This window comes from Kitasatospora sp. NPDC058063 (assembly GCF_042885395.1).
GTDB classification, from domain to species: Bacteria; Actinomycetota; Actinomycetes; order Streptomycetales; family Streptomycetaceae; genus Kitasatospora; species Kitasatospora lactacystinica.
The window spans coordinates 210,263-235,798 of the sequence record NZ_JBHVSD010000002.1 but is presented as its reverse complement, the minus strand read 5'-3'; the positions used below and the strand labels follow the sequence as shown (position 1 = coordinate 235,798).

Here is a 25,536-nt window from a genome sequence, read left to right as displayed (position 1 = left end):
CTACTGCCCGCTCTTGACGGGGTCGGGGCTCTTCGCGGGGTCCTGATTCTTGACGAGGTCCGGGCTCTTGACGAGGTCCGGGTGGACGGTGGCGGCGATCTGCCGGACGGCCTCGGCGTTGCGCACCCCCGCGATGGTGGTCACCTCGGAGCCGAGCCGGACGAAGTGGCCCTCCTGGACGGCCTTCAGGCCCTGGGTCGCGGGGAAGCCCTTCAGGAAGGCCTCGGCCTCGTCGAAGGCCTTGCGGGTGGCCTCTTCGCTGCCCCGGTTGCGCACGGCCAGCTGGATCCAGTCGGGGTTCTTGGCGACCACGTCCTCCCAGGAGCCGGGCTTGAAGTCGGCGTCGCAGTCGGCGAACACGTTGCGCGCCCCGGCCTGGGTGATCACGGCGTTGGCGACCTGCCGGCCGCAGACCGCCACCGGCTGCTTGGTGCCGGCGTCGAAGTCGAAGACGAAGTAGCTCGGCCGCTGCCCCTCCGGCACGGCGGCGAGCGCGGTGCGGACCTCGCCGAGCTGCTTCTCCATCCCGGCGACCAGTTCCTCCGCCCGCGCGGCGGTGCCGGTGACGGCGCCCAGCCGGCGGACGTCCTCCTCGATCCCGGCGAGGTCGGTGCGCGGCGCCTTGGCGGCCTTCGGCGTCCCGGCGCAGGCCGTGGAGAGCAGGTACACGTGCTGGATGCCGGCCGCCGCGTACTCCTCCTCGCTCGGCCCGGTGGCGCCGCCGCCCATCATCGGCATCGCGCCGAAGGTGTCCACGTAGAGGTCGGCACCGGAGCCGAGCAGCTTCTCCTTGGGTATGCCCTTGTCCCCGAGCACCGGCACCTTGGCGCCCTGCTCGGCGACGGCGGCGGGCAGGGTGCCCTTGCCGGGCGGGAAGCCGGTGCCGATCACCCGCTCGCCCGCGCCGAGTTGGAGCATCAGCTCCAGGCCGGCGGCATTGCTGGTGACGATCCTGGAGGGCGCCTTGGCGATGCTGGTCTCCTTGCCCGCGCAGTCGGCGACCTTGACGGGGAAGCCACCGCCCGGGTCGTCCCGGACGGTGACGGAGGCGCTCGGCCCGCCCCCGGTCCCGCTTCCGCAGGCCGTGGCGAACAGGGCGACGGCGGCTGCGATTCCGCAGGCGACGCGAGGGCGCATGACAACTCTCTCCTGGTCGGTGACCGTGCTCGGTGACGGTGCTGGTGACCGCGTTGGTGACCGTGCTCGGTGCTTGTCGTGGGTGGGTCGTGGGTGGGTCGTGGCTGGTCGTGCCGAAGGCCCGTACTGCGGACCCGGACCAGGTAGTCGGGCGGCCGGGCCGATGGGTTCCCCGCGATTCGCGCCCGGTCGTCGTCGGCGCACCCCCTCGCCCCGGAGCCGGACGTAGGCTGGCCGGATGGCCGCCCCCACCGTCCCGCGCGACGATCTCGACCTCCCCGTCCGGCTCGGGCCGCGTCCGCCCCGCCGGGTGGTCTCGCTGGTGCCTTCGCTGACCGAGGCGGTCGCCGCCACCGCGCCCGGGCTGCTGGTCGGCGCCACCGACTGGTGCAGCCACCCCGCCGACCTGTCCGTCACCCGGATCGGCGGCACCAAGAACCCGGACGTCCCACGCATCCTCGCGCTCACGCCGGACCTCGTCCTCGCCAACGACGAGGAGAACCGGCGCCCCGACCTGGACGCGCTGCGGGCGGCCGGCGTCCCGGTCTGGGTCACCGACATCCGCACCCTGGACGACGCCCTCCGCTCCCTGCACCGGCTGCTGACCACCGCCTGCGGACTGCCCAGGCCGCTCTGGCTGGACGAGGCGGAGGCGGCCTGGGCCCCGGTCGGGAGCGGCGGCACTCCCGCGCTGGGCGACGGCCCGCGGACCGTCGTGCCGATCTGGCGCCGCCCGTGGATGGTCCTCGGCCGCGACACCTTCGCCGGGGACCTGCTGCGCCGCCTGGGCCTGCGGCTCGTCCACGCCGACCACCCCGAGCGCTACCCGGCCGTTCCACTGCCCGAACTGCTCGCCTGCCGACCCGAGTTGGTGGTCCTGCCGGACGAGCCGTACCGCTTCACCGCCGAGGACGGCCCGGAGGCGTTCCCGGGCACGCCGGCGGCGCTGGTCAGCGGACGGCACCTGACCTGGTACGGCCCCTCGCTGGTGACCGCCCCCGCCGTGCTGCGGCGGGCCCTCGACCACCCGTACGGTCCGGGCGGCGGAACGGGCGCCTCGTAGGACGACCGCCACTCACCGACGGCCGCCGATGACACGGGGGGTACGAAGGTTGAGCGAGGGCGGGAGGGAAAGCACCGACTGAGGGCGGGTGCCCCGGAACGTGACAGCCCGGGACGCGTGTTCGCGTCCCGGGCCCTGTGCCCTGCGGCCTTGCGGCCGTAGCGGCTTGTTTCGTCAGCCGCGCGCGGCGGTGACGGCGGCGCCCAGCGCCTCCTTGATCCGGGGACCGAGGCGGGCGAAGCCCAGCTCCTTCATGGCCGCCCGCAGCAGTTCCTCGTCGGTCCGCTCGACGCCGTCGCCGTCCACCCACCGCACGACGGCGAGCAGCTCGTCGGCGGAGTAGGCGGTCACGGGGCGACCGGGCGTGAAGTCCGGCTTCACGGGACGGACGTCGGCCTCCGGCTCGGCGGCGGGGGCTTCGGCAGCGGCGACGGGCTCCTCGACAGCGGGCACGGGCACGGGCTCGGGCTCGGGCTCGGGCTCGGCCGCGACCTCAACGGCCGGCTCGGGCTCGGGCGCGACGGCAGGCTCCTCGGCCTCGACCACCGGCTCCGCCGCCTCCACGGCAACCGCCTCGGGCTCGGTCTCGGCGACGGGCTCCTCGGCCTCGACCACCGGCTCCGCCGCCTCCATGGCAACCGCCTCGGGCTCGGCGACTACGGCCTCAGCCGTCTCAACCTCAGCCTCAGCCTCGACCGCAACGGCAGGCTCGTCCACGTCCGCGGCCGGCTCGTCGACGGTGGGCTCCACCGCGACAGCCACCGACTCGGCCTCGACCTCAGCCTCGGCCGCGGCCTCGGCGGCACTCTCGGCAATCTCGATCGCCGGCGCATCGGTCTCGGCGGCGGGCTCCTCCACCACGTTCACCTCAGCCTCAACGGCGTCGATGACCTCGGCGATCGGCTCCTCGACGGCGGGCTCCGTCACGACGGACTCAGGCTCGGTCTCGGCCACCGGCGCGACCTGGACCTCGACCTCAACCACGGTCTCAGCCTCGGCCGCAACCTCGACGACCGGCTCCTCGGCCACGACCTCGGCGACCGGCTCCTCGACCTCAACGACCTCGGCGGCCGGGTCGGCCTCCGGTTCCGTCTCCGCCGGGGTCTCGTCCACGGCCTCGGCCAGGGCGGCGGTCGCGGCCGCCACCAGGTCGTCGGCCGCCGGGGAGGGCGCCGGGAGGGTGACCACCGCGGCCTGGGCCTCCTCGTCGGCCTGCTCGGTCGCCGGCTCGTCGTCCGCGACACCCGTGTCCGATGACGTCTCCGCCTCGGCCTCGGCGTCGGTCTCGACCTCAGGCTTGATCTCCGCCTCGACCTCGGCGTCGGTCTCGACCTCAGGCTTGACCTCGGCCTCGACCTCAGTGTCGGTCTCGACCTCGGCCTCTGCCTCAACGGCCGCGGGCGCCTCGTCGGCCTCCTCCACCGGAGCGGTCGCCGGAGCCGGGGTCTTCTCTCCCAGCCCGTCCCGCTGCCCACCGGCCAGCGCCTGCAGGGCAGCCGCCTCGGCGTCAGCCAGGTCCGCCGACTCCTCGGCCCCGGCCTTCTCGGCCACAACCTCCTCGGCACCGGCCTCGCCGTCGACCTCGGCAGCGACCTCGGCGGCGACCTCGTCCGTCGCCTCGGCAGCCTCCTCGGCCTCCGGCAGCTCCTCGACCACGGCGTCCCCGGTGGCGGTGGCCTTCTCCCCGAGCCCGTCCCGCTGCCCGGCGACCAGCGCCTGGCGGGCCGTGTACGCGGCCTCGGCGGCGCGGCGGTCGGCCTTGGCTGCGGCGAGTTCGGCGAGCAGGTCGGCGAGGCCGGCCTCCTCCAGGCCGACCCGCAGGCCGCGGATGGTGGGCAGGCGGTAGAGGGTGCCCTCGTCGGCGGCGAGCCGCTCGACCAGGTCGATCAGCTCGGCGAAGGGCAGCCCGTCCAGGTCGTGGTCGGGCAGCAGGCGGGCGAGGCCGCGCAGGCCGGTGTTGATCGCTTCGAAGGCCTGGGCGGTGCGGTCGACCAGGGCGCCGTCGCCGGGCACTCGCGGGAGGGTGCCGGCCGGGGCGAGCGCGGTCCAGGCGCGACGCTCGATCTCGGCGGAGATGAGGGCCTCGTGCAGGTCCTCCCGGCGGATGCGGCGGTCGGTGGCGAGTGCGACGGCCTGCTTGCGCAGCGAGCGGCCGCGCAGCCAGGAGAGCTTGACGCCGTTCTCGCGGCGCCAGGTGCTGTCGGCGGTGGCGGCGGCGAGGGCGCCGAGGTCGGCGTCGTAGGCGGCGGGGAAGAGGGCCGTGGAGGTGCGGTGCACCCGCTGGAGCATCTCGACCAGCAGCGCGGTCTTGGCGACGGTGTCGGGCTCGTCCAGCTTGACGTCGGCGGCGAGGGCGGTGACGGCCTCCCAGGTCTGCTGGAGGTCGCTGCCGCGCAGTTCGGCGAGGGCCGTGGAGGCGGCGCGGGCGTCCTCGGGGGTGGCGACGGTGTCGACGGCCGCGTACCAGGCGTGGGTCTCGGCGGTGAGCGTGAAGGCCCCGAGCTCGGCGTAGCGGCCGAGGTCCTCGCGGAGGTCGGGCTCCGCGGCGGCGTCCTGGGGGTCCTTGACGTCTGCGGCGTCGGCGACGTCCGCCGGGTCGGCTGCGTCGGCGTTGCGCGAGTGAAGCACTGTCATGTGAGGTCCGGTTCTGGGCGACGACGGCGGGGCTGGCGGCGAGGGGGCGGCGGACCGGTTGCGCGGGGTCGCCCCTGAGGCGGGGCTGGGGGGCGCGCGGGCGGGCTGCCGGTTGTGGAGGCCCAGAATACGGGTGCCCGTTCGAGGCTTGCACGCACCCACCGCCCCGACGGGCGGGTGTCGTGTGCCATACCGCCCGCCTGGCCGCCACTCGGGCGGTCCGCCCGGGTGGTCGGGCGTTGGTCCGGACGGGTGTCTCCGCTGCTCACGGCTCCTCGCGCGGCCCCCCGACAGGCGGCTCCGGCCGACGGCCCTCGGCCCGACGGTCGCCCCGGCGGAACCGCTCCATCGGCACCTCCCGGACGCCACGTCCCCGTACCGGGCCCGGCCGGCCGGGCGGCGGCCGGTAGCCGGCCCGGCCGAGGGCCCGCAGATCGACCGGCGCGAGGTATTCGCCGAGCGCGGTGCGGTGCCACCACGCGCCGGTTTCCCGCAATTCGCGCCAATCGGTGAACCGGTAGAGGTAGAGGGTCGCCCGGACGTGGGTCGGCGGGGCGTCCGGGAAGGGGTTGTGGCGCAGCAGGCGCAGGGTGGCCCGGTCGCCGGACAGCAGGCGGGCGACGAAGGGGAGGAACCAGGGGCGGGCGTAGGCGGAGGAGATGCCGGCGAACCACATCAGCCAGTCGAGCCGCAGGTGGTAGGGCGCGAACTGGCGCGGGCGGCGGCGCACGTCGCCGGGCTTGCCCTTGAAGCCGTACTCGCGCCAGACGGTGTGCGGGGTGAGCACCGTCTCGTCGGTGCCCTCGACCACCACCTCCTGGCGGAACCGGTTGACACTGCCGAAGGCGCCGTAGGTGTTGACGAGGTGCAGGCGGTTGAAGGAGCGGTTCATGGCCTGGCCGCGGGAGATCATGTTGCGCACCGGCCAGTAGCTGAGCACCACGACGGCGGCGGTCAGCGCGATCACCACCGCCTCGTACCAGACCGGGGTGCCGGGGTAGGCGCGGGGCTGGACGGACAGGCCGAGGCGGGCCGGTTCGACGGCGGCGAGGGCGAGGGCGATGGTCAGCCAGTTGAGCCAGGCGAAGTTGCCGGACGCGACCAGCCAGAGCTGGGTGGCGATGACGGCGCAGGCCGCGCCGCTCGCGACCGGCTGCGGCAACAGCAGGCCGACCGGTACGACGAGTTGGACGATGTGGTTGACGGCGGCCTCGACCCGGTGCAGCGGGGCGGGCAGGTGGTGGAAGAACCAGCTGAGCGGTCCGGGCATCGGCTGGGTCTCGTGGTGGTACTGGAGGCAGGTCAGGTCGCGCCAGCAGCTGTCGCCGCGCAGCTTGATCAGTCCGGCGCCGAACTCGACCCGGAAGGCCAGCCAGCGCATCAGCCACAGCACCGGGGTGGGCGGGGCGGTGTCGGCGTCGCCCAGGAAGGCGGCGAGGAAGCCTGCTTCGAGCAGCAGGGACTCCCAGCCGAAGGAGTACCAGGTCTGCCCGACGTTGACGATGGAGAGGTAGAGGGTCCAGAGCACCGCCCACAGCAGGATCGACGCCCAGAGCGGGACGGCGTCGCCGAGCCCGGCCGCGACGGCTGCGGCGAGCGCGGCGCCGCTCCAGGCGACGGCGGCGAAGAACCGGTCGCTGTAGTGGAGGTGGAACAGGCCGGGCGACCGGCGGAACGGGACCCGCGCGGTGAAGCGGGGCACCGGCAGCATCCCGTCGGCGCCGATGAGCGCGCGGAACTGCCCGGCGGCGGCCAGGAATCCGATCAGGTAGAGGGCGGCGAGCAGGCGTTGGACGAGCAGCCGGCTCAGCCAGTAGTCGGGGGCGGCGAACCAGTCCATGCGGCCCATGCCTACCATCCGGTGCCCCGGGCACGGGCCCGGTCGGGGCGGTGGAGCGGGGAGGGTTCACCCGCTCGGCCCGGGCGGCGGGCCTCCGGCAGTGCCCGGCGGACACGGACCGGCACGGGAAGGGCACCCGGCGGACTTCCGGCGGACTCCCGGCGCCGGACGGCAGCGTGGCGGGGTCCTCTCCACGGGGGTGAGAGGCGCCCCGCCACGGTGGTGGACGGTCCGCACCCGGCCGGGTTCAGGCGGGCAGGCCGGGTCCGGCCCCGCCGGCGACGGCGGAGCGGCCGGGCACGGAGGCACCGCTCTGCTGGAGCCGGTCGACGAGCAGGGCGGCCAGCGTGCCGAGCTCCTCCTCGGTGCGGGACTGGGCGGTGATGTCCATGCCGACGGTGAGGACGCCGTTGATCCGGCCGGTGAGCGCGGCCCGCAGCGGGGTGCAGGTGAAGCTGAACACCTGCCGCCCGCGCTGCGCGTCGGGACGGGCGGAATCGAGCCGGACGCCGTCGAGGACGGCGGTGCGACCGGTGTGGTACGCCTCCACGACGGTCTGTTCGAGGCCGGCGGCGCCGAGCTGCGGGTAGGCGGCGCCGATCGTCCCGTAGGCCGTCGGCGCGCCGAAGGTGTCGGTGTGCTGGGCGTTGGCGTACCGGATTTCCTGGACCGGGCCCTCGGTGAGCATGATGGGGAACGGCGAGCCGTCGAAGGCGGCGAACATCTCCTGGCGCTGGGCGAGCAGGCTGTCGCGCAGCCGGATCTCGGAGAGCAGCGCCTCGGCGAGGTGCTGGATGTCGCGCAGCCGCTCGCGCCCCCACTGCCGGGGTTCCCGGTCGAGGACGCAGACGGTGCCGATGACGGTGTTGGTGTCGTCGACGAGCGGAGCGCCGAGGTAGGCGCGGACGCCGAGTTCGTCCACCACCGGGTTCCCGGCGAACCGGGGGTAGGCGAGGATGTCGTCGAGGGCGAGGGGGGAGCGCTGGGCGACGACGTGCGGGCAGAAGCCGTGGCTCAGCGGCATCTCGCGGGTGGGGAGGTCGAACGCGATGCCGCGGTCCGCCCAGGACGATCCGTTCTCGGCCCTGGCATCGGTCGAACTTGGCGGAATGTAGAGCCCGCGGAACATCTGGCGTTCGTCATTGATGAAGTTGACCATCGCGATGGGAGCGCGCGTGATACTGGCTGCGAGGTGGGCGAAGCGGTCGAAGGCCTCGTCCGCGGACGGGTCGTTGAGCCCGAGGCCGCGCAGCCTGCGGGTTCGCGCGGACTCGCCGGAGGCACCCGGGAACTGGCCTTGAGTGCTCATCACATCAGTCATGGCGCACATGTAACCAGACATCAGAACAGCCGGACCGTCCCGATCGACCGTTCCTCAGCCTTGCCGATGGCCAGTCAAAACTGCACGTGAACGACCGGTCGACGGACCGTCACGGAAGCGAAGATCGATTCCCGGCCGGGGGCGGGGCGAAACCCCTCCGGGCGGGGACGGGCCGAATCGCGCCAATCCAAGATCGACTCTGGGCTGCCCCGGCACCCCATACAACAATGAGCCCTGCCGAAGACACGGACGATGCCCGCCACCGGGACACCGCCCGGTGACGCATGCGCCGATCGCACCGGGGCGACCGGCCGGAACTCCCGCACACCCACCGCCCCCCGCGGGGTTGCCGGAGCGGCATCGACGGCACGAACGGAGGCACGGCACCGCACACACCGAGAGGACCGGAGCATGGCGATGGACTACTTCACCGACGACCGTCACGAGGAGCTTCGCGCCGAGGTCCGTGACTTCGCGGAGAAGGAGGTGCGTCCGCGGGTGGCCGGGATGGAGGCCGAGCGGAAGATCGAGTTCGAGCTGGCCCGACAGATCGCCCGCCAGGGCTGGATCGGCGTGACGATCCCGCGGGAGTTCGGCGGCCTCGGCCTGGGGCACGTCGCCAAGACCGTGATCATCGAGGAGCTGGCCCGGGTCAGCGGGGCCGCCGGCTCGATCGCGCAGGCCTCCCAGCTGGGCGTGGCCAAGGTCCTCCACTACGGCTCCCAGGCCCAACGCCGCAAGTGGCTACCGAAGTTCGCCTCCGGGGAGTGCCTGCCGACCATCGCCGTCACCGAACCGGAATCCGGCGGGCACGTGCTCGGGATGACCGGCACGGCGGTGCGCGACGGCGACGAGTACGTGCTCAACGGCCGCAAGTGGTTCGTCGGCAACTCCCACATCGGGGACGTGCACGGTGTGGTCCTGCGCACCGGCCAGGGCAGCCGGGGCCTGTCCGCCTTCCTGGTCGAGAGCGACCGGCCCGGGTTCCGCACCGGCTCCCCCGGGTCGCAGAGCGGGCTGCACGGCTTCAGCTTCGGCGAGATCCTCCTGGAGGACTGCCGCGTCCCGGCCGGCAACCGGCTCGGCCGGGAGGGGCAGGGGCTGGACGTCGCCTACTCCTCCTCCACCCTCTACGGCCGGATCAACCTCGCCGCCGTCGCGCTCGGCATCCACACCGCGATCGTCGAGGACACCGTCCGGTTCGCCGGAGGACGCGTCCTGTACGGCCAGCCGCTCAGCCAACTCCCGAACATCATGCTCAAGCTGGGCGAGATGCAGTCCCGGCTGATGACCGCCAGGCTCGCCGCCTACCACGCCTCCCACCTGCTCGACCACGGCCGCGCCTGCGACGCCGAGCTGATGAACGCCAAGCTCATCAACACCGAGTACGCGCTGGACTCCGCGCGCAACGCCATGGAGATCCACGCCGCCCGCGGCCTCCAGCCCGAGTTCGGCATCGAGCGCTACCTGCGGGACGCCACCCACGTCTACCCGCCGGCCGGCACCTCGGACGTCCAGCGGCTGCGGCTCGGGCAGTTCGCCTCGGGCACGTACGGCAAGCAGTGGTCGGCGGAGCTGTCCGACCTGACCAGCTGGGCCTGGAGCGAGCTCGCCGCCCAGCGGGAGGCCTCGGTGGAGAAGCCGCCGGGGAGGGGCGGACGGGTGCTGCCGATGCCACTGGCGGGCTGAGGCCCCGCCCGCCACGACGACACTTGACCTGTTCCTGGCGAATTCCTCGGAGGGTTGCCCTCGCCCTCCGGGAACCGTCGGCACCCTCGGGGCGAGGGCCGCGAGCTGCGGCGATGCACCGGAGGCCCCTCCGGCCCGAACCCCGTTCCGACGCCGGTCCGACGCCATCAGCCCCTCGGATCAGGCCAGTTGATATTGCGTCGACGCCGCCCGGGGCTGATAGCGTTCCGTGCCGTCGACGGCCGTGCTGCACCGCGCCGGAGCAGTGACAGCACGTCACCGGCTCCGGCACCCCCGGCCCCGACTCCCTGAAGCCCGGCCGCGCCGTACGGGATCGACCCCGCCGCTCGGACCCACCGGTCCGGACCGGCGTCCCGGTCCCGCGACTCGGCCCTGCAGCAAGGAATCAGATGCCAGGCATACCGGCCCCCCGCACGGGCCACCGAGCCGGCCGGTCCGGCTCGCTCCGCGGCCCGCTCCTCTCCCTCGTGCTGGTCCCCAGCCTGGGCCTCGCCGCCGCCTGGGGCTACGCCGTCCACCTGCTCCGCGACTCCGGACAGCGCACCGCACTGCTGGCCGGCAGCGCGGCCGTCGCCCTGGTGCTGCTGATCAGCCTGGTCCGTGGCATCCGGACCGCCTGGGCCCTGTCCGCGCGGCTGTCCGGGCTGCGGGCCGACACCTTCGCGCTCGCCCAGCAGGAGATCCCCGAGGTCGTCGGACGGCTGCGCGCCGGGGAACAGGTGCCCGCCCCGGCCGTCTGGGCACCGTCCCGGCGGGCCGGCGACGACGTCCAGCAGACCTCGGAGGGTCTCGCCGCCGTCCGCCAGGCCGCGATCGCCGCCATCGTCCACCAGGCCCAGGGGCGCGAAGGGACGAAGAAGGTCTTCCTCAACATCGCCCGGCGCACCCAGATCCTGATCCACCGGCAGATCAGCATGCTGGACGCGCTCGAACGCGAGCACGAGGACCCGGAACTGCTGCGCGAACTGTTCGCGGTCGACCACCTGGCCACCCGGATGCGGCGCAACGCCGAGAACCTGGTCATCCTCGGCGGCGCCCTGCCCGCCCGGCGCTGGCGCAATGCCGTGCCCATGGTCAACGTGCTGCGCAGCGCCGTCTCGGAGACCGAGAGCTACTCCCGGGTCGTCGTCCAGGGCGTGCCGCGCGTCTCGCTCGACGGGCAGGCCGTCGCCGACGTCATCCACCTGGTCGCCGAGCTGATCGAGAACGGCACCACCTTCTCCCCGCCCTACACCCAGGTGCAGGTCTCGGCGCAGGAGGTCACCGAGGGCCTGGCGGTCGAGGTCGAGGACCGCGGGCTCGGCATGACCGAGCAGGAGTACCAGCGGTTCAACGCGTACCTGGCCGACCCGCCCGAGCTGGACGTCTCCGCGCTCGGCGACGACCTGCGGCTCGGCCTGTTCGTCGTCGCGCGCCTCGCCTCCCGGCACGAGGTCCGGGTCTCGCTGCGGCCGTCCCCGTACGGCGGCACCCGGGCGGTGGTGCTGGTGCCCTCGGCACTGCTGGAGCAGGCCGGACACCCGGCCGCGGTGCCCGGGCTGCCGTCGGGGGCCCGGATCACCCGGGCTCCGGTGTCCGAGGGGCCTCCGGGGCAGGCGGGGCAGGCGGGGCAGGCGGGGGCCGAGGACGGCTCGGGTTCCGGTTCCGGTTCCGGCTCCGACGGCCAGTCCGGCTCCGGTTCAGGTCCCGGGCCCGACGGCCTCGGGCCGGGACCGTCGGACGCGGCGGCAGAGGGGCTCGGCGGGCCGCTGGGCGGGGTCCAGCAGGCTCCGGGGCCCTTCGGCCTCCCCGGGGCTCCCCCTGTCTCCTGCGCCACGGACGGCCCCCGCACGGACGCCGCAGGGCTCGGCGATGTCACCGGTGTTGCTGGTGTCCCCGGGGTCGCGGGTGTCGCCGGTGCCGTCCGCGCCGATGCGCCGCCCGCCAACGGGGGCCTGGCGGTCGGCGCCGAGATCCCCGGGCTGCCCGGCGCCGTGGTCGTGCCCCGGCCCGTACTGCCGCGCATGTACGACCTGTCGGGCAGCCCCACGGGGGGACACCCGGCCGGACTGCCCGCCGTCAGCCGCGCCGACGGCCCCGGGACCGGCCCGGGGACCGACCCGAAGGACGGCACGGGCGATGGCCCGGACCGCGGACCGCGCGCGCCCCGGATCCCGCCGCGGCGGGCCCTCGACACCGGGCCGGACGTGCCCCGGGGCGAACAGTGACGACGCGGCACATCGGACCCCTGCACGATCACCACCGGACGCCGAGCGGTCCCGCCGCCCTCCGGCTCACCCCGCTCCCGCGCACGAGACCCGGAGCCGCCGGACGGCGGCGAGGCCCCGGCCCGGGTGGCCCGCCGGCCCGAGCGAGCGGGCCGATTCGGCCTCAGGCCTTGGTGTGGACCGGGTGGAGCTCGGCGAGCGACCCGACCAGCGGGGCCAGCTCGGGGACCTCGGTGGCCTCGGTCAGCGTCGCCTCCAGGGCGGCGTCGTGCACCGGCCGGGCGGCCGTCAGCAGGTCACGGCCCTCGGCCGTCAGCTCGGTGTAGATGCCGCGCCGGTCGTCCGCGCAGAGGAAGCGGCTGAGCAGGCCCCGGTCCTCCAGGCGGCTCACCAGCCGGGTCGTCGCGCTGCTGCTCAGCGCCGCCGCGCGGGCCAGCTGCTGCATCCGCATGTGCCAGCCGTCCTGGCGGGAGAGCGCGTCCAGCACCGTGTACTCGACCACCGAGAGCTTGAACTCGGCCTGGAGCGCCTTCTCCAGTGCGGTGTCGATCATCCCGTGCAGCGCGGCGAGCGTCCGCCAGCCGCTGGCCCGGACCTCGGCCGCATCGTCGCGGATTCCCATGGCTCGCCCACCCTTCCGTCGCGCTGCTCGTGCCGTGTGCCGGACGAGGCCCCGTGCGAGGTCTCGTAGCGGCTCTCGTACGAGGTCTCGTCCTGTGTCTTCCTACGACAAGTATGCCAGTTGGCGCGGAATACCGGTCTGTGCAAATAGTTCGACTTATAGCCCGGCCGCCCCTCCCCTGCCCGCCTGCCGTGGAAGTCCCCTCACCCCTCCCCGGACCAGGCCGCCGCGCACAGCGCCGTGGCCAGCTCCTCGGTGTAGGAGGCCGCCGCCAGCCAGGCGGCGGCGAAGGCCTCGTGGTCGTCCGTGACGATCCGGCCGAAGACGTCGCGCTGCCGGTTGGCAGCGGTGGCCCGCAGAGCATCGAGGAGCTCGGCGGCCGTGGCCAGCCCGGCGGCGCGCAGCAGCGCGCGGTCGGCCGCCGCCGAGGCCTCGCTCGGGGCGAGGGCGTGCCGGCCGGTGGTGACCGTCTGCTCGACCCGGCGCCCGAGCACGTGGACGGGCGGGCCGGACGGCGCCGGGGCCGTCGGCCCGTCCGCCGGCCCACCGACCGGGCCGGGCCCCGCGAGGTCGGCGGTCTGGACGCGTTCGAGGCCGAGGTTGACCCGGCCCGCCCGGGCCGCGGGCAGGGCGAGTCGGTCCGGCGTGCCCGGGGGCGTGCCGATCGCGAGCAGGCGCAGCTCCGGACGGTCCGCGCGCTCCAATCGGCCGATCACCCGCAGCCGCAGGCCGGGCGCGGTGGCGAGCAGCGCGAGGTTCGCCCGGAACGGCAGGTCCGGGTGTTCGTGCGCCGGGCGCAGGACGATCACCGGACCGCTCGAGCCTCCCGGACCGCCGTCCGCCGGGCTGTCCTCTGCCGGGCTGCCCGCGGCCCCCTCGGCCGGACCGCCCGCCGTGCAGCGCGCCAGCAACTGGGGCGTCCCGCCCGGGCCGGTGGGGGCGGTGCCCAGCAGGGTGACGTCCAGGAACAGCAGGTCGCTCCCGGCCGGGCGGCTCTCGTACGGCCGTTCCTGCGCCGCGAGCGCCCGGGCCACCTGTGCGGGAGCCGGTTCGGACCAGAGCCGGGCGGCCGGCTCCGCCGTCCACGCCGCGCCCGCCGCACGCACCGCCCGTACCGAGGCACCGGCGCCCAGTCGGCCGCCGGTGGACCTGGTCGCGCCCTGGACGGCCAGCCCGGCCCGGCTCAACTCGCGGTGGCTGAGCGCGGCATCACCCAGGCGGACCGTCCGGTTGCCCGCCCCGACCGCCTGCGGGGCGGCGGCCGACATGTCGTCGTGCGGCATCACCTCGGCGATCGTGCTCAGGCGCCCGTTGGCATCCACCGCCCAGCTGACCGCGCCCGCGTGCGTCGCCGTCAGCACCGGCTCGGCGAACAGGCCGTAGAGCCGCAGACCCCCCGCTTCCCGGTAGGCCTGGCGCGCGGTGCCGCGCAACTCGGCAATCGGGGCGACGCCGGCGGCCAGGGCGGTGGTGAGGCCGAGCAGTTCGCGCAGGCCCGCCACCAGATCCACCAGGCGGTGGTCCGGCGCGCCGGAACGCGCCGCCCGGACCCTCGTCGCGACGGTGACCGCCGCCGAGGCCGGGCGGTGCAGGCCCGCGAGGCGTGCCCGGTGGGCGGCGCGCAGCAGCTCGGCCTGGGAGACGGCGCCCGCCCCGCTCACCCCGGCGGCCAGGACGGCGGCCGCGGCCGCGTGGAGGTGGCGGACGGCAGCGAGTTCGGCGGTGGTGAGCGGGGCGGGGGCCGGTTGACCGGTCGGCGCCCCGGGGGTCTCCGGGGCTCCTTCTCGGCCTTCCGCGGCCACCGACCCGGTGCCGCCCTCGGGCGCGGGCCCGGCCTCGACCTCGGGCTCGGGCTCGGGCTCGACCTGGGGCTCGGGCTCGGCCTCGGCGAGCGGGCAGAGGGTGACGGCGGCGGCCCGGTGCACGCAGGCCGGGGCCAGCAGGCAGCCGCAGCGGACGTCGGCCTCCACCGCGACCACCCCACCCGGAGCGTGCAGCACCAGCAGCGTCTCCTCGTCCACCTCCACCCGCCACTCGTCGCCCTCCCGGGCCACCGGCCGCTCCGCCAGCTTCGCCGCCGCACCGTCCAGCCGCTTCTGCAGCCGGGCGCTCAGCCCGGCCACCACCTCGGCGACCACCTCGGGCCGCACACCCGGCCAGTCGCTCGTCCGCGCCGTCACGCTCATCGCACCTTCTCCCCCACCCAGCGGGCCAGTTCCAGCGGGCTCAACGCCGCCACGGGCATTCCGGCCGCGACCAGTTGGCCCGCGACCGCCTTCGAGTAGCGGGCCGTCCCGGTGTCGTCCAGCGCCGCACAGCCGAGCAGGTGCACGCCGGAGTCCACCAGCGCCCGGGTCTGGGCCAGCAGCCCGCCGATCGGCCCGCCCTCCTCGAAGTCGCTGATCACCGCGATCAGCGTGCGGGACGGCACCGTCACCAGCTCCCGCGCGTAGCGCAGCCCGCTCGCGATGCTGGTGCCGCCGCCGACCCTCACCTCCAGCAGCAGGCTCAGCGGGTCGTCCACCCGTGCCGTGAGGTCCAGGACCTCGGTGGAGAAGGCCACGAAGTGGGTGCTCAGCGAGGGCACCCCGGCCAGGATCGAGGCCGTCAGTGCGGCCCACACCGTGGAGGCCTCCATCGACCCGGAGACGTCCACGACCAGGATCAGCCGCCAGTCGTTGGCCTGCCGCGCCCTGGTCCGGAAGACCGGGCGCTCGGGCACGATCAGGGTGCCGCCGTCCGGCCCGGGCCGGGCGGTCGCGAGGTTGGCCCGGATGGTCCGGTCCAGGTCCAGCCCGCCGCCCGGGCGGCGGGACGGGCGCGGCACGGCGATCCCGGTCAGCGCCGGGCGCAGCCTGGTGGCCAGCTCCCGGTTCAGCTCGTCCACCAGCCGCCGCACCAGCGGGCGCAGCCGGGCCACCCGGGCCTCGGGCAGACCGCCCGCGTGGTCCAGCACGGTGCGCAGCAGCTCGACGGACGGGCGGACGGCGGCGGGGTCGATCGTCTCCAGGACGTCGGTACGTCCCTGGGCGACAGCGGCGGCCAGCACCTCCTCGCGCACGCCGGGGCCGAACAGCGACTCCAGCTCCTCGGCCCACTCCCGCACGCCGGGGTACGGGGCCTCGCGGCCTCCCCTGCCGCCCCGGCTGTCCAGGCCCGGGCCGGAGCCCTCGCCGTGGCCGGTGCCGTACAACTCGTCCAGGGCCGCGGCGAGTCGGGCACCGCGACCGGTCAGGCCGCCGTCGCCGGGGCGGCCGAGGAGCAGCCGCCAGCGCTCGGCGGGGGCGAGGGCGCGGGGCCCGGTGGTCGTGGTGGTCGTGGCGGAAGTCGTGGTGGTCGTGGCGGCCATGGCGGGGAGCCTGGTGGGAGGCCGCTCCGCGGCCGTGGCCGGCGGCGCGACCGCCGGGGTGTCGGCCGCCGCCGGGGGCAGGAGGCCGCGGCGGGAGAGGGCCGCCCGTGCCGCGAGGTCCGCCCGCACCCAGTCGGCGAGCACGGCCGGGCCGGCCTCCTCGGGCAGCGCGGCGAGCCGGGCGCCCAGGCTCTCCTCGACCAGGGCCAGCAGCCGGTCGCGGGCGGCCGGACTGAGCGTGTCGAACCCGCCGCGCAGGGCGGGCAGCCGGTCCAGGAAGGCGTCGTCGGGCAGCGAGGTGACCCGCTCCAGCACCGGCTCCAGTGCCTGCGGCGCGGAGTCGAACAGCCCCTCCGCCGCCGTCAGCAGGCCGACCAGCGCCCGCCCGAGCGCCTGTCGCGTCTTCGGACCGGTCGCACCGTCCACCCAGGAGGCGGCCCGGCCGCCCAGCACCTCGGCCGGCTCCTGCCCGAGCAGCACCCGGACCGCACCGGCCGCGCCCCGTACCAACGGGCTCCCCCGCTCGGCGAGTTCGGCCAGCGTGTACGCCAGCCGCACTCCGCCGAGCCGGTCCGCCCGCCGCACCAGCTCCACCAGCGCCCGCGCGTCCTGCGGATCGTCCGACCCGCCCACGCCCTCCAGCTGCCGCACGGCGGCAGTGGTGAGCACCTCCCCGGCCGCGGCGAGCACGGGCCGACCCGCCGGAACGGCGGACGCGGGGGCGGACGTCTCCCCTCCGACCGGGGCGTAGCCGGGGAAGTGGCCCGCGGTCAGCCGGTCGACGAGCGCCAGGGCGTCGAGGAGGTCGGGCAGCGTGGCGGAGGCGGGGAGGACGGTGGTGAGTTGGGCGAGTCGGGTCTCGGCGAGGGCGGGGAGGGCGCAGGAGGCGGCGGCGGTGAGGCCGTCGATGATCTCGCGCGGGGTCGGCTGATCGGTGAGGCCGGCGCGCAGGGCGCCCTCGGCGGCCTGCGCGGGGGTGACGCCGCGGGTGCCGGCGACGGTGAGCATGGCGGCGCTGGCGGGCGTCCAGTGCAGGCGCCAGCGGGTGCCGAGGGTTTCGGTGCCGCCGGCGCCGGTGGTGGCGACGGACTCGGCGTAGGGGACCTCGCAGGCGGTGAGCCGGTGCAGGAGGATCTCGCGGCGGCGGTCGAGGTCACTGCGCAGCGGGTCGAGGCGCAGGTCCCGCGGGCCGGGGTCGGCGGGGCCGGGCAGGCCGAGGCCGGCGAGGAGCGTCTCGACGGCGGGGGCGAGTCCGCTGCGGGGGGCGGCGGGGGTGGGACGGCCGGTGCGGGTGCCGACCAGCACCTGTTCGAGGGCGCGGGCGACGGCCCGGCCGCGGCCCAGGGGTTCGCCCTGGGCGAGCACGGTCTGCACCGCTTCGACGAGTTCGCCGCGGCCGGGGGCGGCGTGGCCGCGCAGCCGGGCGAGGTCGCCGGCCAGGCGGACGATCTCGCGGGCGTCAGCCGGGCCGCTGGGGTGGTCCTGGCTGCGCAGGGCGGCGCAGATCCGGACGGCGGTGGTGGTGAGCGCCTCGGCGAGGCGTTCCGGGTCGCCGCCGGCGTCCAGGACGGTGTGCTGCCACTCAGGGTCGCGGATGCCCGCCGGGTAGCCGGAGCGGGCGTCGAGCAGCGGGTAGGTGTACGGGATCAGGGACAGGACGTGCCCGGGGTCGTCCGGGTGCGGCGGCTCCTCGGCGGCGAGGGGGCCGTCCAGCAGGGCGGGGGCGTGGAAGGCGCCGATCACGGCGGCGACCCGGCGCCCGCCGGCCGCGGCGTCCTGGATGCGGGCCCGCATCCAGGCCTCGCGGCGCAGGTCGTACGGGTCGACGCCGGGGCCGCTCTCGGCGTCCCGGCGCAGCGCCCAGCCGACCAGCAGGGCGGCGCGCCGGACGGCCTCCGGGGAGGAGCCGGGGGCGGCCGTCTCGACCAGACGGTCCCACAGGTCGTCGTCGGCGTCCCGGCCGGTGAGGCGGTGGCGCAGCGCGTCGGCGACGCCGGGCGCTTCCGGGCCCCCGTCGGTGCGCCTCGACTCCCCGGCCCGCTCGCCGGCCCGCGCGGCGGCGCGGTGGGCGAGCGGGAGGTCGCAGGCGATGGCCTCCACGCCGTTGTGCCGGGCCCAGCGCAGGGCGGCGAGTTCCGGGGAGAAGTCGGCGAACGGGTAGAAGGCGGGCCCGGCCGCCTCCTCGGGCCCGGTCGGGGCCGCCGCGAGGGCGACCGGGGCCAGGGTGGCCTCGTCGGCGAGCCGGCCGAGCCAGGGCTGGAACTCGGCGGGCAGCTCGACCAGGACGGCGTCCGGCCGGGCGGCGTCGAGCAGCGCGGGGACGACCGCGCTGAGGGACGGCGCGTGGTGGCGCACACCGATCAGGTGGGGCCCGGGGCGGCCGGTGCCGGAGGCGGCCAGTCGGTCGGCCTCGGCCCGGACCGTCCGGTCCGCGTCGTCCGGGCGGGGAATCTCCGCGCTGCTCATCGGATCAGGCCTCCAGTGCCGAGCGGAGGTCCCACAGGGTGCGCCAGGTGGCGGCGCCCTGTTCGGCGCGGCGGCGGACCGGGCCGTCCCAGTAGCCGAGCAGCCGGGCCGCGTCGGCCGGCTCGTCCTTGCGGACCACGCCGAGGAGCTGGCCGGGCAGCCGGCCGAGCAGGTCCCCGCCGTCGGGCAGGTAGGCGGCGCTGACGCCGAGCGAGGTGGCGACGGAGACCGCCTCGGCGGTGCTCATCACGGTGGACGGGCGTTCGACGTCCCAGCCCTCGGTGGAGCGGCCGGTGCGCAGGTCGCGGAACGCGGTGACCAGGGCCTCCAGGACGGCGTCGTCCACGGCGTAGGCGGCGCCGGCCCGGGCGACCGCGGCGGTGGACTGGCGGCGGACCAGGTCGACCTCGGCGGCGAGGCTGCCGATCGGGCCGACCGTCTCGAAGTTGAAGCGCCGCTTGAGCGCCGCGGACATCTCGCTGACGCCCTTGTCCCGCAGGTTGGCGGTGGCGATCAGGGTGAAGCCGGCCGCGGCGTGCAGCTGCCCGTCCGGGGTGCCCGCCAGTTCGGGGACGGCGATGCGCCGTTCCGAGAGCAGCGAGACCAGGGCGTCCTGCACCTCGGGCAGGCAGCGGGTGACCTCCTCGACCCGGGCGACCGCGCCGGCGGTCATCGCGGTGAGCACCGGCGAGGGGACGAGGGCCTCGCGGCTGGGCCCCTTGGCGAGCAGCAGGGCGTAGTTCCAGCCGTACTTGAGCTGGTCCTCGGTGGTGCCGGCGGTGCCCTGGACGGTGAGCGCGCTGGTGCCGCAGACGGCGGCGGCGAGCAGCTCGGAGAGCATGGACTTGGCGGTGCCGGGCTCGCCGACAAGCAGCAGGCCGCGCTCCCCGGCGAGGGTGACGACGCAGCGCTCGACCAGGGCGCGCTCGCCGACGAACTTCGGCTCGATGACCAGGCCCTTGCGCCCGGCCTTGAGCTTCTCGCCGCCGCTGCCCATCACGAAGGTGACCACGGCGCGCGGGGTCAGCCGCCAGCCGGGCGGGCGCGGGCCGCTGTCGTGGGCGGCCAGGAACTCCAGTTCGGCGGCGTACTTCTCCTCGGGCGGGACGGTCTGCCGGTCCGCGGCGGCGACGGTGGCGGTCGCGCCGGGGGTGGTCTCGGTGGCGGTCATCGGCGGGCCTTCCTGCGCTTGCTGGTCTGGAGCTCTTCGTAACCGGGGGCGTCGCCGTCGACGGTCCGCTGCCAGGCCCGGGCGAACAGCTCGGGGACGGGCAGGGGGACCAGCGCGGGCCGGTGGGTGTGCAGTTCGTACAGGGCGGCCTTCCAGGTCTCGGCCGGCAGCGCCGGCGCCTTGGCCTCCTGCCAGCCGCCGGGCAGGAAGAGGCTGCGGCCGGCCCGGGCCCGCTTGGCCTCCAGCACCAGGCCGGTGGCGGCGAGTTCGGCGCGGGCCTTCTTCAGCCGGGCGGGCTTCCAGCCCGTCCAGCGGGCGGTGTTGCGGTCGGTCGGGTCGGGCAGGGCGAGCAGTTGGAGGTAGAGCGTGGCGGCGTCCTCGCCCAGGTCGTGGGTGCGGGACACCTCGGCGACCAGTGCGGGGACGGACAGCTGCGGGTTCTGCAGCCAGGCGGGGCCCTCGCCGGGGGCCGGCGCCACGGCGGCGGTGGCGGCCGCAGTGGTGGCGGTGGCGGCAGTGGTGGCGGTGGCGGCGGTGGCGACCAGCCGCTCCGGCTCGCCGCGCAGCACGGCTTCGAGGGCCGGCCGCTCGATGCGGTACCAGTGGCTCTCGGCGAGTCCGCCGATCAGTTCGAGCAGCGGGTCGTCGGGGCCGCTGAGGGCGGCCGGGCGCAGCCAGATCCGCTCGTACTGCTCGTGGTGGGGCATCAGGACGAGTGCCGGACCGCAGCGGACCAGGCCGTCCGGTTCGGCGCCGCCCTCGGCGGGCAGGCCGAAGTGGGTGCGCAGGACGGCGGCCAGCGGCTTGCCCTTGACGGTGCTGGTCACGTGGAGGTCGAGCAGCAGCTCCGGGTCGGCCAGGCGCTCGCGCAGCGCGGTGGCGGCGGCGGGCAGCAGTGGGCGCAGCGGGCTGTCGGCGGGCAGGTGGTAGGCGAGCCAGCGCAGTGCGGCGACGGTGGAGGAGATCGCGCCGGGGTCCGGCACGGCGGAGCCGTCCTCGGGGACCAGCCGGGGACCGGAGCCGTCCTGGCGAATGACCCGGAAGGGGGTGCGGCTGGTCAGCCACGGGGTGCCGGTGAGGTTGAGCACGGCCTCGACGGTGTCGATGGACACGCCCTGGACGGTGGCCAGCGCCTCCTCGGGGAGGGTGACGAGGCGTCCGAAGCGCCGGATCCACTCCTCGGCCCCGGCGGCGAGGTCGGGGCCGTCGGTCCACAGGGTCTTCGGGTCCGCGGGCAGCAGGGCGCCCCAGACGGCGGCGAGGCCCGTCTCGTCGTGTCCGCGCAGCCACGTCCGGGCGGCCTTGAAGTCGGCGGCCTTGAGGCCGAGTTCGGCGGGCACGGGGATGTCGTTCCAGTACAGCAGGCCGGACGGCGGGCTGAGCAGCAGCGCGGAGCGGGCGGTGCCGATGCCGGTGAGTGCGCTGAAGGCCTCGGCCCCGGCCTGGTCGTACGGGACGGCGCCGCGCAGGGCGGCGACCCGCCAGAACTTGGCGACCCAGGCGGCGTCGACCAGTTCCTCGGTGCCGCGCTCCTCCAGCGTGGTGAAGTGCGCGACGGGGCCGAACTCCCCGCTCGGGTCGTGGTCGACGGCGAGCCAGTGCACCCAGCCGTCGGCGGACTGCCGCTGGTGGCCGATGATGACGACGGTGCGGCCACCGTGCCGCAGCACCTCGCCCTCGCGGGGCGTGACCGGCCGGGTGCCGGTGGCGTTCGGCGCCGCCGGCACCTGCTCGGCGAGGACGATCTCGCGCAGGGTGGCGCCGCGGTCGGCCAGCGGGCCCCTGGTCAGCTCGCCGAGCAGCAGGACCAGCGAGGAGCGGTGGGCCGGGTCGGTGAACGGCGAGGCCACCGCGTGGGCCAGCGCGTGGACCCGGCCGAGCAGTTGAAGCCAGCCGTAGCTGACACTGCCGTTGCGCAGGGTGACGGTGACGGGGGTGCTCCAGCCCTCGCCGTCGGCGGCGGGCGGGGCGGCCAGCACCCCGGTGACGGCACGCAGGTTGTTGAGCACCCACCAGTGCGCGGCGGAGCCCCAGTTGTTGCCGAAGCCACCGATCTCGGGCAGCACGGCGCGCACGGCGTCGCGCAGTTCGTGGTCGCGCCCGTGCTCGGGCTGCCACTCGGTGTTCTGCTTCGTGCTCGGGCGCTCGGCCTCCGGCTGCGGGGCGAACCGGGCGATCCGGTCCAGCAGGTCGGCGGCGAGGCGGGAGAGGCCGGCGACGCCGGCCAGCAGCCGCTGGTCCGCGATGCCGGGCAGGATCGCGCCGACCTCCGGGACGGGCAGGGTGCGCGGGGTGCGCCGGGCGAGCGGACGGCGCACGCCCTGGACGGTGAGCCAGCACTGCTCGTCCTCGGGGACCGGCTCGGTGTCGGTCGGCCAGGCGGCGTCGATCAGCCGGGCGGCCTGCTCGGAGGTGACGCCGCGCAGCACCGTGGAGCCGGCCTCGTCACGCGGGCGCAGGGCGTGCCAGTGCGGGAACGGCGGAACGAGCGGGGTGCCGGCGGCGGAGAGCTCACCGGGGTGGCAGGGGTGCAGGTCGACGGTGCGGTCGGCGCTGCCGGTGAGGTCGGGCAGGTTGAGCGAGAAGTGGTCGCCGGAGGTGTGGCTGACCACCGGGGCGGCCGCGCCGGGCAGGCCGAGCCGGCCGACCGGGACGGTGTCCGAGCGGTATCCGGTCAGCGGCAGCACGATGCGCTGCCCGTCGGCCGTGAAGGTGGTGACGGCCTTGTGGGGCTCGACCCTGACCCAGCTGCCGAGCACGGTGCCGTCGGTGCCGAGCGGGGTCCGCTCCAGGCCGGGCTGCAGCGGCAGCAGCCAGGTGCTCTTCCGGACGAGCCGGCCGGCCTGGGCGGTGGCAGCGATCACCGGCGGTTCGGCGGCGCGGCCCAGGGCGCCGGTGGCCGGGTCGAGTTCGCGCAGGACGGCCTCGCCGTCGGAGGCGTGGCGCACCGTCCAGTAGCCGGTGCCGTCGCCGAGAACGGGGTGCTCGTCGGGCATCCGGGTGTCGCCGGCGTGCAGCGGGCGCTCGCCGCTGGTGCGGCCGCCGCCGGGCAGCTGGAGCGAGGGATGCTCGGGTTCGCGGTCGCCGTAGTAGTAGCCGGCGATGGTCTCGCCCTCCAGCTCGAACCGCTCGTCCGGGCGGCTCGACCAGTAGGCGAGCTGCTTGCCCTCGTGGGACCAGACGACCAGCAGTTCGCCGTCGACCAGGCGCAGCCGGATCCGGTTGCGCTGGTGCAGTTCCTCGGGCAGCCGGAGGGTGTGCTCCAGCACGATGCCCTCCGGGCCGACCACGACGGCCCGGTCGAGGCGGGCGAGGATCAGGTGCGGCCAGGCGTCCTCGACGACCAGGCCGCTCAGGCCCGCGCCGCCCAGGCTGGGGACGGGGTGCCGCGGGGCGTCGTCGGCGGGCGGGTCGGCGATCTTGCCGAGTGCCTCCTCCAGGGCGGGCCAGCCGAGTTCGTCCAGGATGCCGGCCCGGAGGGCGTCGGTGAGCAGCGCGGCGACGTCGAGGGCGGCGACCCGGTCGGCGACGGCCGGTGCGACCGTCCGGACGGCGGTGCGGTGCTGGCCGAACGCGCGGACCAGGTCGGCGGCGGCGGCCAGGCCGCGGGCGGCGAACAGCTCCTCGGAGCGCTCCTCGGCCCACTCGGCGAACAGCTCGTTCAGCAGCGGCAGGGCGGGCACCTCGCGCTCGGCGGCCGTCTTCCAGGCGGCCGGGGCGGCTCGGCGCAGCAGCGGCCGGTAGCGCTCGTCGGCACCGACGGCGGCGAGGGTGGGACTGTCGGGGCCGCACTCCGAGACCCAGTCGTGCAGCTCGATGCCGAGGCCGTCCGGCGGACCGGCCACCGGCACGCCCGCGGTGAGCAGCAGGTCCAGCAGGTCGATCCTGGTCCGGCTGGCGCGGATGCCGGTGTGGAGGTCCACCGGGACGGCGTCGGCCCTGAGCCGCTCGACCATCCGGCCGGCCAGCGCGAGGGTGTCCGGGCAGCTGGGCCGGCTGCGCCAGCCGCGGCCGTGGTGGTTGCACCAGCGCTGCAGCCAGGCGGCGGCCGGTTCGGCGCCCTCGGGGCGGGGGCCGGTGAGCAGGTCCTCGGCGCCGGTCTCGGCGAGCAGCGCCAGCCAGGCGGTGTCGTGCCCGGCCGGTTCGGAGGAGGACGGGTCGGGCAGCAGTTCCAGCAGGCGGGTGCGGACCGCCGCGTCGCCGCGGCCGAGCTCGACCAGCGCGCCGTGCCAGGACTTCCAGAACGCGGCGGGCGCCCGAGTGACCGCCGGGGAGTCCAGCAGCTCGGCGAGCAGCGCCCGTTCGTGCTCGGCGCGGTCCAGCCCGGCGGCCTTGATCAGCGCGCGGGCGTCCTCGGCGACCCCGGCGTACGGGGCCATGCCCGCCGCGGAGCGCTCGGTGCACAGCTGGCGGAAGCGCTGCCAGGCGGTCAGCGGGTCGAGCCGCTGGGCGAGCTCCTTGACGTACTGGCGCAGGGACTTGACGGTGAGCGCGCCGGCCAGGGCGAACTCCAGGAAGACGGCGCGCAGCCGCTCCTCGTCCACCGCCAGGCCGTGGGTGCGCTCGGCCTCGCGGGCCTTGCCGAACCAGGCGGCGGCGTAGGTCCGGTTCTCGTGGCGCAGGAAGATCCGGCCGACCTCCTCGCAGAAGGTGGGCAGGAAGTGCGGGACGGCCCGGCCGAGGCGGACGGACAGCTCGTCGAAGCCGTCCTTGGCGGCGCCGGGCTTGGAGGCGGCCTGGCGGGCGAGCCGCTCCAGCTCCTTGACCAGGGCGAGCGCGTGGTGGCCGTTGGCCGGGTCGTGGACCAGGGCCCAGGCGGGGAAGCCGAGCGCCTCCTGGCGGACCTGGCCGACCTCGGCGGGCGCGGCCTCCGGCACCAGGCCGAGGAAGTCGAGGGCGAGGTCCTCGGCCGGGCCGAGCGCCCCGGGGACGAGCCGGACGATCCGGCGCCCGTCGAGCGCGGGGTGGGTGTAGCCGCGGGCGGTGAGGACGTCGGCGGCGCTGTCGGGGCGGCCGGCCCCGGGCAGGGTGCCGGGCGGCAGCACGGCACCGGCGTCGAGCAGTTCCTCGGGCGTCGCGGTGGTCGGGTGCGCGGTGGTCGGGTGCGCGGTGGCGGTCATGCGGCTTCCTCCCCCTGGATCGTGCGGCCGGCGTACAGGGCGGCGGCCATCCGCATGCCCTCGGACCAGGCGACCGGTCCGACCTCGGTGAGCGGCAGGGCGCGGCCGTCGGGGCCGGCCCAGCTGAGCGCGCCGGTCTCGCACGCGTCGTACTCGTAGTAGTCGCCGACCCAGACCCGGGCCTCGACGGTGCGCCCGCCCTCGGTGACCGGCTGGACGGCGGAGCCGCCGCGGACCCGGCAGCCGAGCCGGGTGCAGCGCCCGACCAGCTCGCGCAGCTCGCGGTAGCGACCGCCGGCGTAGGTGGTGACCTCGGTGTCCGCCGGCGATTCCGCGGGCCGGTGCCAGACCTCGCGGTAGAGCTGCTGGACACGCTGGGAGACGCCGAGTTCGACGGCGAACTCGCGCAGCTCGTCGAGGTCCTGGAGCAGGACGGGGTGCGGTATCAGCACCTCGCCGTCGGTGAGGCGCACGGTGTCGCCGTCCAGGTCGACCAGGCCGAGGCCGCGCTCGGCGTCGACGCCGCGCAGGAAGCCGGCCACGGAGCCGTCCGTGGTGGTGACCACGAGGTCCTTCAGGACGCCCTGCCAGGCCTCGTCCGGCCACACGGCGGTGAGCACGGCGGCGGGCACCGGCAGCGAGCGGACCATCCAGCGCTCGACGTCGTCCAGGCAGCCGCGCTCGTGCGCGGCCAGCCACTCGGCGAGCTGCTTGAGCTGGATGACCACGCGGTCGTCACCGAGCTTCGACGGCAGGGACTTGAGGTCGCGCCCCGCCGCGTTGCGGCACGCCACCCTGCCCTCCCCGTCGAGCGCGACGCGGTACCCTCCCGCGTCCGTCTCCACCCATGCCACGGCCGTACTCCTCCCACCGGGAAACACTTGTCGATCGCCTGC

The 25,536-nt window shown here is 75.9% G+C and carries 13 protein-coding genes; 3 read left to right on the top strand and 10 right to left on the bottom strand.

Annotated elements, in window-relative coordinates; genetic code table 11:
- Positions 1–1,137, bottom strand: a complete 1,137-nt coding sequence (locus ACFVUY_RS04760) for an ABC transporter substrate-binding protein (protein WP_387727356.1) — start codon at positions 1,135–1,137, stop codon at positions 1–3.
- Positions 1,138–1,375: 238 nt separating this feature from the next.
- On the opposite strand from ACFVUY_RS04760, the gene ACFVUY_RS04755 reads away from it, so the two are divergent.
- On the top strand, positions 1,376–2,200 hold the full coding sequence (locus tag ACFVUY_RS04755) for a helical backbone metal receptor (RefSeq protein ID WP_387694499.1): 825 nt from the start codon (positions 1,376–1,378) through the stop codon (positions 2,198–2,200).
- A 174-nt stretch (positions 2,201–2,374) separates the two neighbouring features.
- Here the strand turns inward: ACFVUY_RS04755 and ACFVUY_RS04750 are convergent, their stop codons facing one another.
- The 3 genes from ACFVUY_RS04750 to ACFVUY_RS04740 form a co-directional block, all read right to left on the bottom strand.
- On the bottom strand, positions 2,375–4,834 hold the full coding sequence (locus ACFVUY_RS04750; RefSeq protein WP_387727354.1) for a hypothetical protein: 2,460 nt from the start codon (positions 4,832–4,834) through the stop codon (positions 2,375–2,377).
- Positions 4,835–5,099: 265 nt separating this feature from the next.
- Positions 5,100–6,674: a lipase maturation factor family protein gene (locus ACFVUY_RS04745; protein ID WP_387727352.1), complete on the bottom strand. Its 1,575-nt coding sequence runs from the start codon at positions 6,672–6,674 to the stop codon at positions 5,100–5,102.
- 247 nt (positions 6,675–6,921) lie between these two features.
- On the bottom strand, positions 6,922–7,995 hold the full coding sequence (locus ACFVUY_RS04740) for a GAF domain-containing protein (RefSeq protein ID WP_387727350.1): 1,074 nt from the start codon (positions 7,993–7,995) through the stop codon (positions 6,922–6,924).
- Positions 7,996–8,406: 411 nt separating this feature from the next.
- Here ACFVUY_RS04740 and ACFVUY_RS04735 point away from each other — a divergent pair, with 411 nt between their 5' ends.
- Positions 8,407–9,684: an acyl-CoA dehydrogenase family protein gene (locus ACFVUY_RS04735; protein WP_380348387.1), complete on the top strand. Its 1,278-nt coding sequence runs from the start codon at positions 8,407–8,409 to the stop codon at positions 9,682–9,684.
- A gap of 488 nt (positions 9,685–10,172) precedes the next feature.
- Positions 10,173–11,912, top strand: coding sequence for a sensor histidine kinase (locus tag ACFVUY_RS04730; RefSeq protein WP_387727348.1), 1,740 nt, complete (start codon positions 10,173–10,175; stop codon positions 11,910–11,912).
- A 163-nt stretch (positions 11,913–12,075) separates the two neighbouring features.
- Here ACFVUY_RS04730 and ACFVUY_RS04725 read toward each other — a convergent pair whose 3' ends face one another.
- From ACFVUY_RS04725 to ACFVUY_RS04700, 6 genes are all read right to left on the bottom strand, one after another.
- The gene (locus tag ACFVUY_RS04725; RefSeq protein WP_387727346.1) at positions 12,076–12,534 is read right to left on the bottom strand and encodes a MarR family winged helix-turn-helix transcriptional regulator; all 459 of its coding nucleotides are present in this window, start codon (positions 12,532–12,534) and stop codon (positions 12,076–12,078) included.
- A gap of 203 nt (positions 12,535–12,737) precedes the next feature.
- Positions 12,738–14,714, bottom strand: coding sequence for a hypothetical protein (locus ACFVUY_RS04720; protein ID WP_387727344.1), 1,977 nt, complete (start codon positions 14,712–14,714; stop codon positions 12,738–12,740).
- A gap of 2 nt (positions 14,715–14,716) precedes the next feature.
- The gene (locus tag ACFVUY_RS04715) at positions 14,717–18,349 is read right to left on the bottom strand and encodes a DUF5682 family protein (protein ID WP_387727342.1); all 3,633 of its coding nucleotides are present in this window, start codon (positions 18,347–18,349) and stop codon (positions 14,717–14,719) included.
- Positions 18,350–18,353: 4 nt separating this feature from the next.
- Positions 18,354–19,520 (bottom strand): AAA family ATPase, encoded by a 1,167-nt coding sequence (locus tag ACFVUY_RS04710; RefSeq protein WP_387727340.1) that lies wholly within the window; start codon positions 19,518–19,520, stop codon positions 18,354–18,356.
- Positions 19,517–24,640, bottom strand: coding sequence for a hypothetical protein (locus ACFVUY_RS04705; RefSeq protein ID WP_387727338.1), 5,124 nt, complete (start codon positions 24,638–24,640; stop codon positions 19,517–19,519). Before ACFVUY_RS04705 ends, ACFVUY_RS04710 begins: the two co-directional genes overlap by 4 nt.
- Positions 24,637–25,494: a DUF4132 domain-containing protein gene (locus ACFVUY_RS04700; protein ID WP_387727336.1), complete on the bottom strand. Its 858-nt coding sequence runs from the start codon at positions 25,492–25,494 to the stop codon at positions 24,637–24,639. The genes ACFVUY_RS04705 and ACFVUY_RS04700 overlap by 4 nt, the downstream gene beginning before the upstream one ends.
- Positions 25,495–25,536 lie beyond the last annotated feature (42 nt).